We start from the raw sequence: 13079 nt of genomic DNA, 5'->3' as shown, positions 1-13079 counted from the left end.
TCTCATGTTATGGCGTAATCGTACCTTTCTGCTTTTAATGAGCGGAGAGATCGTCGCGGGAGCGGGCATGTGGATTTCGATTATTGCCAATCTTTCGTTCATGCAGAAACTCGTTCCTTCTGATACGGTGAAGGGCTTGATACTGATGTGTGGATTGGTGGTCAGCATCCTCCTCGCCCCTAAAGCGGGTGTGGTGATTGACATGTATGACAAAGGCAAGATCATGCTGTTTGCCAGCTTGGTCCGAACACTCAGCCCCGTCTTCATGTTCCCGGCTCTTGCAAACGATTCTCTTCTGTGGATGATCGTATCTTTGATCGTGATGCAATGCTCAGCTGCCTTTTATTTTCCGACCGTGCAGGCTTCCTTGCCAGCCATCCTTTCCCAGGACGAGTTACTCAAGGCGAATAGTGCATACTTGAATATTTCTACCCTCTCGCGCATTGGGGGAACAGCAATCGGCGGTATACTCGTTGTATCTATGGATCTATCCATGCTGTATGTCTGTTCCATCGTCGCGTACGCTGTACTCGCTGTCGTCACACTCTTTCTCCGCATTCCCCAAGTCACTTCTCGGAAAATTCAGGAAAAAGTGGAGTTTCGCGAAGTACTGACGATCTCGCGACAGGACCCAGCCTTGTTTGTCGGATTGATTAATAACGGGTTGATCACCTTGTTCCTTGGCGGTGTGAACCTGATGATCTTGAACTTTAGCGAACTGCAGCAGGAACCCGAGCTCATGGGATGGATCTATGCAGTGGAAGGAACCAGCATCTTGATCGGCGGTCTCTTGGCAAAACGTTGGATAGGTCGCAGAAACCTCGTGGCAGCGTCCACTGTCATGCTCTTTTTCTTCGCGCTGTCCCAGTTTGGCATGTCACTAGCCGATAACAAATTCATGGTGCTTGCTTCCTTCTCCGTGTTCGGCTTTGTCGTCGCTTTCTTCTTCCCTGTCATCGCAACGATTTTCCAGAAGCGCCTACCTCCACACCAGCAAGGGCGATTCTTTTCTTTCAAAAGCATGCTGGATCGTGGATTTTTCTTGTTGGCTCTCGCGATTACAGGGGTCGGGCTTGACCTTCTCGGCATTAGCGCCTACCTCATCTTCATCGGCTCGGTGACATTACTCTTTGGCTTGTTGACTTTCCTATACAGTAAAAAGCATAAGCTGGATGTACGCTCCCACGATGAGGCAGCTGCCTAGTCTTCCGAATGTAACAAACCCTGACAAACGCTTTCCCACAGACCATGCTTTGGTGTACACTAATGAAAGTACGTTGAACACTTATGGAGGCGTTTTTCCATGCAGATCCTTTCCTCTCCCATTTTTGGAATCCTGCTGCCTCTCGTGATGGCTATTGCAGTGATCTTTGTGAGAATGCGTCGGCAAAAAAAGCCGGCTTCTGCAAAAAGCATTATTTTGCCACCCTTCTTTATGGCAACAGGGTTTGCAATGTTCTTGTTCCCCGAAGCGCAATTACCGCCCATGTTTGATATTGCTGCCTTTGTGGTCGGGCTAATCTTTTCGATTCCGTTGATTATGACATCACGCTTCGAAATCATCGGGCAAGACGTGTATTTGAAACGGTCCCGAGCGTTTTTCTTCATTTTGACTGGTCTGTTGGTCATCCGGCTGATTATTAAACTGGCGATCAATGATAGCTTTACACCGATTCAAACGGGTGGACTGTTCTTCTTGCTCGCATTTGGTATGCTCGTACCTTGGCGTATCGCGATGCTGGTGATGTATCGGAATTTAACCAAAAAGACGTTTGGCACCTAGTAGAAAACCACCTCCAATGCGAGGTGGTTTCTTTCATTTCCGGTCATCAAAAAAAGAAATCTACACTCGCTTCACATCTGTTTGATACTCCAAAGCCAGTCGGTAATTCGTAAGGCTTCCCTTTCCCGCAAAGATGGATGGAGTAGCCTTCCGCCGGAAGTTGATCACTAGTAATGGGTTTGATTTCTTTCCCCAGGATCACATATTTTTGCTGATACTCGTCAGCATCCGTTATCCATTCTCCATCGAATCTAAGGGTATACCCTTCAAATGGTTGTTCTAGAGAAAGATTTCGAGGCGAAACCTCATCCAAAACTTCAAAAAATCTCGAAGCCTCTACGAATTCCACATATTTTATCCCTTTAACACCAATTTTCTCAGCGCGGATTGTATATCGATTTGTGTCAGCAGAAAAATTGATATCATAATAGACAGAGTCCTTTCCTGAAACGCTTACTACATAATAATACAAGCGATCTATCTGACCATTTTTTTGATAATGCGCCTTAAAATATACCAGCCGTGCATGCTCGTCGATTTTGATTTGATCTCGTATCTTCATCCAATCGTTTGTGAAATCAACTTGAAACATATTGTTGCTGGCAGCGACTACATCTCGCGGACGTTCAAACAGCTCCTTCTCCACTGCTGGGAAAATTACATTCAGAGCGAGAAAAAACATTAAGCCGAGATAAGCGGAACGATTTTTGGTTTTCACATTCGTCGTTGGACGGAAAACCAATAGAAATAGCAAAAAGCCTAAAGGTAACGGGATCTCGTTTGCCTTAAAAGTAAATGCCCCTAACCAAAAATAGCCAACCACTTTCCATCCTAGCTTTGTTTCGGGTTCTTCACGTTTTTTGTAAATAAAGACCAACAGAACAATTAGGATTATTGTCAATAAGATACTCATTATGAGCACCCCTATCACCTTCACTTCCTCTTTTGACTCTAGATAATCCTATGGTACTGTATTTTATCTTCACTTTTCTGTTTTCACATCCAAATTTAACCATTTTTACAAATTCCAATTTTCGTTCCGTTTCAGAATGGGCATTCCACCATCAAAAGAATCCTCAGGCTAGCGAGGAACGTACGATCATAAAAAAACAAAAAACCCTCTCGGCTTGCGAGATGTTTTTTGTTAGAATGCTTCGCCATCATCAATGGCTGCCTGAGCAAAAGATTCGCCCTCTTCTACTTGACCACCAGGCATTTCCCATCCTCTACGCGGACCCTTGATCAACAAAATCTCCTGACGCTCATTGATGATAATCGCTGCTGCGGACACAATATGTCGGGGAGATCCCATATGTACGCCTCCATTTCCTCTACACAACTATTCCAGCGCGGTTAGAAAGTATGTTCCGCCACAAATTTTAGACTCGCTTTCCTTCTCTAGACCTGACACTCTCGCAAAAAACGGTCTTTGCCCGCGATTTTGCAAGGCCGATTGCGCCAATCCCTCTTCTGTTGGTTGGCAGAGTACTACATTTCCACCCGGAAGTTCAAATACGTGACAGATGGCTCCCAGTTCTTTATCGTAGAATTTTTCGCTCTTCTTCCATCCAAACCAGCTTTGCCAACGTGCTGTTGCTTCTTCCAGATCCGTCACGGCATAACATACAGAATCGAGATGGGCTGCACCGTTCGGATGTGCTTCAATGATGCCACGATTTGTCAAATCTTCTGTTCTCTCTTCATCCGTTTGCGACCATTCAATGAGAAATGGCGGTAGTAGGGCACTAGTTGCATCTTCGAGGAAGAGCATCCGCCATCGAAGCGTCGTACCATCATCACGGGTACGACTCCCCGCAACAGGTCCAGTAACCTGCAAACCTTGGCTTCGCAGACGCTCTGCCCACGCATCCAACTCGTTCGTCCGAAGCGCAATCTGACCAAATCCTTCTCCCTTTTTCTCATCCTCGATGCATTGACGCACGAGCGGATTGTCTGATTGTCGAGCAAGCTCCTTGTTTTCAATCGCCAAAAATTCAACATAAGAAAGACCAAAATAACTAAGGCTATTCCATGTCCCCCAAGACGCATGACGCCCTCCAGCTACCGCATGAAAACCTGCTTGGCAAAATTGTTCCGATGCTTCCTGTGGCGTTCGCTGTACAAAATGAACCAAATGATCAAAAGTTAATCGCACCTTTTTTCGCCTCTTTTCGTATTACTTATAGGATATCAAAATTCATTTATGCAAGGATAGAAATACAAGGGGGAAAAATGAACGAGACCAGATCAAGCCGGGGAAAAGCTCGGCGCAAGCATTCACGTAGAAAATGGGTACGGGCTGCTAAAAGCACACTCCTATTTAGCGTGTTAGCCATCTTCGTCGTCGCAACCTACTACCTTTTCGAATCAGCGATGGATGGAGAATATGCTAACCCGAGCACGCAGCCTACTCCTGACAATACCGTGAACCAAAAGTCTACTGTGCAACTCACCTTTGTCGGTGACATTATGATGTCAGGGAATGTAGAGAAAACCTTACTCGCAAACAGCTATGACTACCCATATAAGCATGTAAGCTCGCTCTTTTTGCAAGATGATATCACGATTGCCAATCTGGAGACGCCGATTACCGCCGCAGGTGTTGCTGCACAGAACAAGGAGTATGTCTACAAGTCGTCGCCACTTGCTGTTCCTGCCATGAAAAACGCTGGGATTGATGTCGTGAATCTCGCCAATAATCACTCCATGGACCAAGGGGTTCCAGGATTGCTCGATACCTTTGACGCTTTGGAAGAAAATCGGATTGAATACGTCGGCGCAGGTAAGAATGCCAGCCGTGCCTATTCACCTGTCTTCCTAGAAAAGAACGGGATCAAAATCGCGATTCTCGGCTTCAGTAGGGTCATTCCCGAAACAAGCTGGTTTGCAGGGGATTCCCAGCCAGGTATGGCCGCTTCCTATGATCCTACGCTGGCAGTGAAAGCAATCCAAGATGCGAACAGCCAAGCGGATCTTGTCGTGGTGATTGCACACTGGGGCAAGGAACGCTCCGATTATCCAGTCGATCATCAGAAAGAGTTGTCTCGTGCATACATCGATGCTGGTGCAGATTTGATCGTCGGTGGTCATCCCCACGTCCTTCAAGGCTTTGAACGATACAACGACAAATGGATTGCGTACAGTCTCGGCAATTTCATTTTCACACGATCAACCGAGCCCAAGACATGGGAGACGATGGTTCTGCAAGCAAGCTGTACGAAAAGCGGTGATTGTGAACTGACGATGCTTCCGTTTCACGCAGAATTAGGACAAGCCGTACCGATGAATGAAAGCAATGGAGCCGCCCTGCTAAAACGAATTGAATCCATTTCAGAGAGTGTCGACATACCAAGTGACGGGCGTGTGCAGCCACGTGTAAAAGCAGTGGAGACTGCCCCCTGACAAAAGAAGCCGTGTTTCCAGGTAACTAGAAATACGGCTTTTCTTTTTATTCCGCTTACTTACGCAGATTCGAGAATGGGGAAGCAGCGCACGCTTAAGCCAAAATCATTTTTCAATAGGGACTCGTGCTCTTCACTGATCCCTGTCACGATCAAACCTGCGCGCAAGACGCCCCCCAAATCGAATTGGACTTTGAGTTTCTGCACGTTTACTCCTGCTTGCTGAAGGAAATGCAGGACACGATCTGGTGTAGCAGTTTGACATGAGCCCTCTAGATAACAAAGGACGCGTTCTGCCGAGTCCAACGTGCCTCCAGCTTTGTCAGCCGTTTTTTCTTTCCAGGTAGGATGCGGTGTGAATGGCTGCGTCAATAAATAGGCCAAATCCTCGACGACAGCACTTGCTGTAGGGAGCTCTCCTGCCCCTCTTCCTGTAAACAACAAGTCTCCCACGATGTTGCCGGATAGCTGGACAGCATTAAATGCGTCGTGGATTTGCGCCAACGGATGGCTCACCGGAAGCATGGTTGGCTCAACAGATAGGCGAATTCCTTTTTCAGCTTGATAGGCCTGCGCGATCAGCTTGATCCGGTACCCCAGCTCGCTCGCAATCCGAATGTGACCTGCTGACAAATCTGCAATCCCTTTGCGAACGACATCCGCTAAAGGCAGTGATTCACCGTAAACAAGCTGTGCCAAGATATACAACTTGTACATAGCGTCAAAACCTTCTACATCGGATCGAGGGTCTGCTTCCGCATAGCCCAGCTCCTGCGCTTGCTTGAGTACCTCTTGGTAAGAGAGCTGCTCTGCCTCCATTTTCGTCAAAATAAAGTTCGTTGTTCCGTTGAGAATACCGCGAACTCCTTGGATATCGTTTGTGCGAAGGAACTGTCTCAGTACGCTCAAGATCGGGATGCCCCCTGCCACACTTGCTTCATAGGCAAGATGCACTTGATGCTGATTGGCCAAATCGACTAGCTCCGTTCCTCTTTTCGCCAGGAGTTCTTTGTTGGCAGTTACCACATGGCAGCCCTTTTCGATTAAAGCACGGACGTAATCATAGGTAGGTTCTACACCGCCCATGACTTCCACCACGATATCCACATCGCTGCTCAATACATCCTCAAAGTCTGTTGTCAGTAAAGCAGGGTCGACATGAACCGCTCGCTCTTTTTCCGAGTCACGCACCAATGCTTTGACGATCTCAATTCGCTTTCCCAAACGAGAAGCCAGCTTCTCCTGTTGCGAACGGATCGTTTTGATTACGCCTCCACCCACTGTTCCCAATCCCAATAATCCCACGCGTACCACTTCTGCACTCATCCTGACCACCTCATACCCCGAATTTTAGATAAAAAGAAAAGCCGTCTTCGATAAGAAGAAGGCTTGTTAGCAGCTAATGCTCCCCCTCCTTATCTCCCAGGACGTATATGTCCTGCAGGAATTGGCACCTTGTCACAAAATATGCGTGACGGTTGCCGGGCTTCATCGGGCCAGTCCCTCCACCTCTCTGGATAAAGAAAATATGAAATTAAAAAAACCTTCTTCGATAAGAAGAAGGTTCATCTACAAATGAAGTAACCCGCTTCTTATCTTTCGAGACAAAAAAACGTCTCGCAGGAATTGGCACCTTGTCGCAATATGCAACGGTTGCCGGGCTTCATCGGGCCAGACCCTCCACCTCTCTGGATAAGAACCATTTATGCTGTTGAGCTTTATTCTAAGAAATTCCAAGGCAAGCGTCAACAAAATTCTTTCTTTTCTGATTGCAAGCGAATTGGGCAAGGTTTTCAGTTGTGGGTGAACAGGCTTTCTACCTCTTCCATACTGCAGCAAGTACACTGAAACACGCTCTCCTGGCATTCCTCAGGCAGCTCTTGTTCCTCGACATATCCGCACCATTGGCAAATAAAAAGTTGAATCATTGAACACCCTCCTCTTCTTTTATTCTGGCCAAAATAAAAAGAGCATTTTCCGCTCGACCGTGACGATCGTTAGAAAATGCCAGAAAAGGAGGGACGTACTTGTCCACTCGCTGTTTTTCGCAAGCCATCTCTAACACCTCCCTATCTCCCGTAGGTCTATCAGTGTTGTCGAAACAGGCAGGTCTCCTGACTTTGAGTTCATCGTCGAGCGTCGCCTTCCCCGTCTACTTTGATAGACCAGTGGCTTTTTGGACGCTGACTCCCCTCTTACAGTGGCGGGACCGTGTCGGATTTGCACCGAGCTTCCCTATTATCCTTGTGCGAATTGGCTACGCCCTAAGGAACCTGTTTCCACCTATGAAATTGTGTATTCTCATTCCTATTTATGGTCCGATATGTGTACGTGATAGAGCAGACTCCTTCTTCTGTTCCACTGATTTCGCTGATGCCGATTGGCGATGCATAAAAAATGGTATGAACCGATCGCATTTTAAGCCTCCGCGGATCGAACTATCCCAAATATCTCTCTTTTAGAATGTTACAGTGGTGAGCTTCATGTCCAGCAATCACATACGCCAATGTCCTGGCTGATAGCTTATTTCCGTTGGCAAGTCCGGTACGCACCCACGCTTCTGGCGAGATTCCTCGTACTTGCGCCACTGTAGAAGCGCGAATGGCCTTGTACTCTTCCAACAAATCAGAGAGCTCTCGTTGTTGAAAAAAAGCGCCTTCTACAAAAGCATTTTCATCAAACCCGATGAGTGGCGTCTGGTCTCCTCTAACAATTCGGAGCAAGCGATAACTCATGATTCGCTCTGTATCCACGAGATGACCCAAAACCTCTTTTACACTCCATTTACCAGGTGCATACCGATAATCGATTTGCTCTGGCGTAAGTGAAGAAAATAAGGCGACTACACTCTCTCCTTGTTGCGTGAGGATCGTCTGCAGCTCGCCCTCTGGAACTAGTCCAATATAATAGTCAAAATAACTAGCGTACTCATCTCTTTCCGGTCGTTTGAGCATATCATCACTCTCCCTTTGTAGATAAATTATACCATCACTCTACACCAGCAAGACATGCAAGTTGAACAGTTGTTTCCCCGTAATGATACTAAGAATAATTCCTGGTAGTTTGTGTAAGGCTATCCACATCGATGAAAGATGAGTAAGGGTGCCTACGATGAAAAAAATCCCCTCTGTTATGAAATGGAGAAAGAAACCAGCGAATCCGAAAGAGAATGAGACACAGGATTCGATTGAGCCGCTTGAGGATCAACTCAAGTGGTTTCGTCAACAACTACCCGACCGTTCCGATGTGGTATATCACACTTTCTCAGTCGGACAGCAAGTATTCTGTGCACTCATTTATTTGCAGAACATGATCGATATTCAATCGATTCAGGAAGAGGTATTGCACCCCCTCTTATCGTCTGTGGCTATGGATGAGGCAGAAATTCGCAAACACCTATTTGAGAAGAAACTGCTACCTATCGCTGACTATCATTTCATCGCAAAAAAAGATGGCGTCCCTTCTATCCTGAATAGCCACGTGCTTCTGCTTGTAGAGGGAGAAAAGAGAATGATCGCCTTGCCTCTTGCTTTGCATAAAAAACGAGACATCGATGAGCCACCCAATGAAGCTACCGTACGAGGTCCACGTGAAAGTTTTATTGAAAGTGCAGTGGATAACTTCACCCTCATCAGGAAGCGATTGAAGACACCCGATCTCAAGTCGGAAACACTGCAGATTGGCAAGCATACGAACACGAATGTAATCATGATGTATGTGCAGGGAATATGCAAGAATGAATTAGTTGACGAAGTTCGGAATCGGTTGGCCCAAATAAAAGTAGACAGTTTACTTGGCAGCAGTTATCTGGAGGAAGCAATGGATTACTCCCCCTTTTCACCATTTCCCCAAGTACAATTTACGGAACGGCCTGACGTTGTCGTTGCTTCACTTTTGGAAGGACGGGTCGGTATCATCGTGGATGGCACACCCACGGTTGTTCTCGCACCTGTCACTCTGTTCATGCTGCTCCAGTCAGCCGAAGACTATTATCAACGTTTTTTTGCCAGCACGTGGATTCGCTGGCTACGTTACCTTTTTGTTATTATTTCGCTGTTACTTCCATCTTCTTACATTGCGATCACTACGTTTCACCCGGAAATGATCCCTTCCAAATTGTTGGTAACCATCACGGCATCTCGGGAAGTGGTTCCTTTTCCAGCATTAATAGAAGCTCTCATTATGGAGGTATCGTTTGAGGCGTTACGAGAAGCAGCTATACGCATTCCGAAATCAATCGGGCAAGCAGTATCCATTATCGGGGCACTCATTATCGGTACTGCCGCCGTACAAGCAGGGATCGTCTCGGCATCCATGGTCATTATTGTTTCGTTCACAGGGATTGCCTCATTTATCATCCCTCAATACGATCTCGGTCTGGCCTTTCGCTTTCTACGATTCCCCATCATGATTCTAGCTGGTTTATTTGGCTTGTTTGGGATGACATGCGGGTTACTCATCATTTATATCCACCTAACGAACTTACGTCCTTTTGGATATTCTTATCTGACCCCCTTGACTCCCTTTGTTTTCAGTGATCTGAAGGACACGATCGTCCGTGCTCCCTGGTGGATGATGCGAACAAGGCCATTCAGCTTAGGGGTAAATCGAATCCGACAAAGCAGGCATTCACGAAAGGCCCGTAACACGTTAGAGGAGGACGAGGATTGAACCTGATATACAAAAAGATAGTTGCGATTCTCGTTTTTCTCCCTTTATTTTTTCTGACAGGTTGCTGGTCTGCTGTTGAAATTAATGATAGAAGCTTTGCTCGCATGATGTTTCTGGACAAATCTGAATCTGGTATTGAGCTTACCCTCAGTCTTCCGTTGCCCAATCGTTTGATTCCCGGGCTATCAGGTGGTTCAGGAGAGTTATCCGGTGCTCCCTATACTTACGTTACGAAATCGGGACGGGATATCGAAGAAGCCTATCGCTCTATCCAGGCAGATATGCCACGCAGAATTACGTTTGGTCAAACCGGTGTCATTATTATTGGAAAAGAGCTTGCGGAGGAAGGCATAACCCCGATTCTGGATTTTGCTGCCCGCGAACCTCGATTCCATATTAATACCATCCTGTTTGTAACACCTGGAAAAGCGAAAGAAGTCGCTTCCATCCCCATCATCATCGAACGATTTCCTGCGGACATTTTACTAGCCTATGAAAGAGATAACGTAACAATCAGTACAACGGTTAATGATGTTCTGATGTCCACCTACTATGGAGGCGACACAGTCCTGCCCATGCTGAAATTTGAAGAAAAAAGAATTCCCAGTGAAAAAAAGCAAGAACAAAAGTGGATGGAAAATGACGGTGCAGCTATTTTCAAGCAAGGGAAATTGGTGACGGTACTCAGCATGGACGAAATGCGAGGAGCCATGTGGATTCTCAATCAAATGAAAAACGCGCAAATTTCTGTGCACTCCCCAACAGATCACAAGAACGTCAATTACATCCTCAATCGAATCCAAACCCGTATAAAACCGGTCATCGCTGGTTCACAAATAACCATGGAGATTCAGACCGGAGCAGAAGCATCGCTGATCTCAACTGAATCAAATGTGAATCTGCAAGACGAAAAGGAGCGGTTGAAGCTGGAGCAAAGACTGGAGGCACTAGTTGAGAACCGAATGAGCAGGGCGATTGCGAAAACAAGGAAAGTCGGTACAGATCCATTTCAATTTGCTGCTTATCTCGATTGGTATTACCCAAAGCAGTGGAAGGCGATTGCTTCCGATTGGAGGGAGTACTACCGCGAAAAGGTTATTTTCACCCCTAAGGTCGATATTACAATCAAAAGACTGGGTACAGTGAAGAAGCCTATCCGCGTTTATTCGCCAGGTAAGTGGGAGGCAGTCGAATGATCATCATCGCGCTCCTGTTTTTCTCCATTTTTTATGTGGAATGTCGGTACTTGAAACAAAAAAACCGCAATGTCCGTACCATTTTCATTGTTATGAGCACAAATGCCTTTCTTTTTCTTTGTTTTGAAGCCTTGTTTTTCTTCAGTGATACCTTTTCCATGACGGCGTTCATAGAAAGTTTTTTCTATCCCTTTGACAAGCTGCCTAAATAGAGGTGAATAAAATGACGAGCCCTCTCGGACAAATCTCCCCATCCCAGATTTACATGCTGTTCACTCAATTTCTTTTTACAACGATACTCGGATTCCGTTTGAGCTTATTGATCGAAGAAGCCCAGTTTTCTGCGTGGCTTCCTTTATTGATAGGCTCCTTCGGCGGCTATGTCATCACTTATCTATCCTATCGATTGGCAATGAAAAGACCGACACAATTCTTTGGGAATTATGGTAAAAGCATCGTTGGGAGCTGGCTTCATTATCCTTTGATTTTTTTTATGATATTCTCCTTTTCGTTTTCCGCAGCCTTCGGCCTGCGAAATTTGCAGGATTTCATTATTGAAGTTTATTTGCCAGATACTCCGGAGTGGGCAGTGACTTCTTTGTTCGCGATATGTGTCGCATACGCTGTTCGTTCGGGCGTTCAGACAATTTTCAAATGCGCCCAAGGAATCTTTTTTCTCAGTATAATTGGCAGCATTGTCATCCCTTTGTTCGTAGTAAGAGATATGAATCTCGATATGTCCGTCGCCCTATTCAATCACTTTGAGGCCAGAAAGATTTGGAAAGCCAGTTATTTGGTTACCGCTCTCTATGGAGAAATGGCATTCGTTCTGTATCTGTTTCCGTACTTTTCACGCCCTGAGCGAACCATGCGATCTCTGGCCTATGCAACCCTCACGTCCATTATCATCGTCTTGGCGAACATGATCCCGGCAATTCTTATTTTTGGACCTCAACTGGCAGGTTCGTTAATCTACCCCGAGCTAGAGCTCATCCGTTTTATTCGGGCTGGTAGTTTCTTAGAAAACCTGGACCCCGTTCTCATTGCGGTCTGGCTATCCAGTCTCTTTATAAAAATTAGCTTGCTCTTGTACTTGGCCGTTATCGTTCTTACCCAAACCTTTTCCTTGAAGGATCACAAGCCCTTTTCCTTGTCCATGACGGCAATAATCGTTGGCTTGGCATTGTACATGGACAAATCCGGCACAAGCTTCGCTAAAATGCGGTACTCTGGACTCGTTAACTTTATCATCATCGCCGAAATGATCCCGGTCATTTATTTGCTAGTGGATTGGATACGTTCCGTTTTCTCCAAGACTTGATGCTGTCCTTACTCCCTTTTCATGGCAAACAGGATCGAACTTCACTGATAATCCCTGTTTGCATAAAAAGGTGCTTCGCATTATGATCAGCTATGCAAACCTTCAAACAAGAGGACCCTTGCCGGGGCTGCGTCCGTACCCATTAGCTTGAGAGGGGCTGCTACCATAAAATACTCGCCTGCAGGTACTTCTGCCAGCCGTAATCCCTCCACCACAATCACCCCTGCTGCAAACAGTTTTTTATGCGTTGGGTGTCCCTCCTGACTGCGTTCGATCCCGAGTGCATCCGTACCGATGCCTCGCACACCCAGCTCACTCAAATAGTCCGCTCCCTCCTCTGACAGGAAGATGAATTCAAAGGAAAACGCCTCGTCAAAAGAGTTTTTCGTTTTAAAGAGCACGAAATCTCCTTGCTCAAGATGGAAGCTTTCCAAGTCGGAGCGAGTGATCCTATCCTCTACCACTGTTAGATCAAGAACCTTGCAGCTGCCTACCAGCTTCTCCAATGAAATACTCTCAAGCGTATCACCAGCATTTACCATATGAAGCGGAGCATCAACATGTGTCCCAGAATGAACGTCCATATCGATTCTCGATTCCGTTACATATCCATTTGTAACTGTTTGTATTTTCGGCTGCTTTTCAGGCTTGTTTTTATACACAGTCATTCCTTCGTACACGGTTGCTGTTACGTCATACATTTTCAT

12 protein-coding genes, 1 pseudogene and 3 riboswitches are annotated in these 13079 nt (G+C 46.2%); of the genes and pseudogenes, 6 read left to right on the top strand and 7 right to left on the bottom strand.

All coding sequences use genetic code 11. From position 1 onward, the window contains the following. Positions 1 to 4 precede the first annotated feature (4 nt). Positions 5 to 1204, top strand: coding sequence for an MFS transporter (locus C7R93_RS10425; protein WP_106838745.1), 1200 nt, complete (start codon positions 5 to 7; stop codon positions 1202 to 1204). A gap of 99 nt (positions 1205 to 1303) precedes the next feature. Then, positions 1304 to 1783: a CcdC family protein gene (locus tag C7R93_RS10420; RefSeq protein ID WP_106838744.1), complete on the top strand. Its 480-nt coding sequence runs from the start codon at positions 1304 to 1306 to the stop codon at positions 1781 to 1783. Positions 1784 to 1829: 46 nt separating this feature from the next. Here C7R93_RS10420 and C7R93_RS10415 read toward each other — a convergent pair whose 3' ends face one another. The 3 genes and pseudogenes from C7R93_RS10415 to C7R93_RS10405 all read right to left on the bottom strand — a co-directional run bounded on the left by C7R93_RS10415 (position 1830) and on the right by C7R93_RS10405 (position 3938). Beyond that, complete coding sequence (locus tag C7R93_RS10415; protein WP_244191504.1) at positions 1830 to 2696, bottom strand: hypothetical protein; 867 nt, start codon at positions 2694 to 2696, stop codon at positions 1830 to 1832. A gap of 252 nt (positions 2697 to 2948) precedes the next feature. Continuing rightward, positions 2949 to 3095: pseudogene (locus tag C7R93_RS10410) on the bottom strand (NUDIX domain-containing protein); the annotation flags it as partial. A gap of 27 nt (positions 3096 to 3122) precedes the next feature. Next, on the bottom strand, positions 3123 to 3938 hold the full coding sequence (locus tag C7R93_RS10405; RefSeq protein ID WP_106838743.1) for a VOC family protein: 816 nt from the start codon (positions 3936 to 3938) through the stop codon (positions 3123 to 3125). Between the two features lie 77 nt (positions 3939 to 4015). Here C7R93_RS10405 and C7R93_RS10400 point away from each other — a divergent pair, with 77 nt between their 5' ends. Continuing rightward, positions 4016 to 5185 (top strand): CapA family protein, encoded by a 1170-nt coding sequence (locus tag C7R93_RS10400; protein ID WP_106838742.1) that lies wholly within the window; start codon positions 4016 to 4018, stop codon positions 5183 to 5185. Between the two features lie 59 nt (positions 5186 to 5244). On the opposite strand, the gene C7R93_RS10395 is transcribed toward C7R93_RS10400, so the two are convergent. The 3 genes from C7R93_RS10395 to C7R93_RS10390 form a co-directional block, all read right to left on the bottom strand. Beyond that, positions 5245 to 6510 (bottom strand): homoserine dehydrogenase, encoded by a 1266-nt coding sequence (locus C7R93_RS10395; protein WP_106838741.1) that lies wholly within the window; start codon positions 6508 to 6510, stop codon positions 5245 to 5247. 86 nt (positions 6511 to 6596) lie between these two features. Beyond that, a riboswitch (SAM riboswitch) is annotated at positions 6597 to 6708 on the bottom strand. Between the two features lie 65 nt (positions 6709 to 6773). Continuing rightward, positions 6774 to 6883: riboswitch (SAM riboswitch) on the bottom strand. 94 nt (positions 6884 to 6977) lie between these two features. After that, the gene (locus C7R93_RS30925; RefSeq protein ID WP_279629444.1) at positions 6978 to 7112 is read right to left on the bottom strand and encodes a hypothetical protein; all 135 of its coding nucleotides are present in this window, start codon (positions 7110 to 7112) and stop codon (positions 6978 to 6980) included. Between the two features lie 159 nt (positions 7113 to 7271). After that, a riboswitch (cobalamin riboswitch) is annotated at positions 7272 to 7476 on the bottom strand. 146 nt (positions 7477 to 7622) lie between these two features. Beyond that, positions 7623 to 8138, bottom strand: a complete 516-nt coding sequence (locus tag C7R93_RS10390; RefSeq protein WP_106838740.1) for a DinB family protein — start codon at positions 8136 to 8138, stop codon at positions 7623 to 7625. A gap of 157 nt (positions 8139 to 8295) precedes the next feature. Between C7R93_RS10390 and C7R93_RS10385 the strand changes: the two genes are divergently transcribed. The 3 genes from C7R93_RS10385 (at position 8296) to C7R93_RS10370 (ending at position 12372) form a co-directional block, all read left to right on the top strand. Continuing rightward, positions 8296 to 9855: a spore germination protein gene (locus tag C7R93_RS10385; protein ID WP_106838739.1), complete on the top strand. Its 1560-nt coding sequence runs from the start codon at positions 8296 to 8298 to the stop codon at positions 9853 to 9855. Then, the gene (locus C7R93_RS10380; RefSeq protein WP_106838738.1) at positions 9852 to 11051 is read left to right on the top strand and encodes a Ger(x)C family spore germination protein; all 1200 of its coding nucleotides are present in this window, start codon (positions 9852 to 9854) and stop codon (positions 11049 to 11051) included. Before C7R93_RS10385 ends, C7R93_RS10380 begins: the two co-directional genes overlap by 4 nt. Before the next feature lie 223 nt (positions 11052 to 11274). Next, the gene (locus C7R93_RS10370) at positions 11275 to 12372 is read left to right on the top strand and encodes a GerAB/ArcD/ProY family transporter (protein ID WP_106838736.1); all 1098 of its coding nucleotides are present in this window, start codon (positions 11275 to 11277) and stop codon (positions 12370 to 12372) included. An 86-nt stretch (positions 12373 to 12458) separates the two neighbouring features. On the opposite strand, the gene C7R93_RS10365 is transcribed toward C7R93_RS10370, so the two are convergent. After that, positions 12459 to 13079, bottom strand: a complete 621-nt coding sequence (locus tag C7R93_RS10365) for a cyclase family protein (RefSeq protein ID WP_106838735.1) — start codon at positions 13077 to 13079, stop codon at positions 12459 to 12461.

Origin of the sequence: Brevibacillus fortis (assembly GCF_003013395.1) — a bacterium.
Taxonomy (GTDB): Bacteria; Bacillota; Bacilli; order Brevibacillales; family Brevibacillaceae; genus Brevibacillus; species Brevibacillus fortis.
Note: the sequence above shows the minus strand (reverse complement) of the source record. Positions and strands in the feature narration are given on the sequence as shown.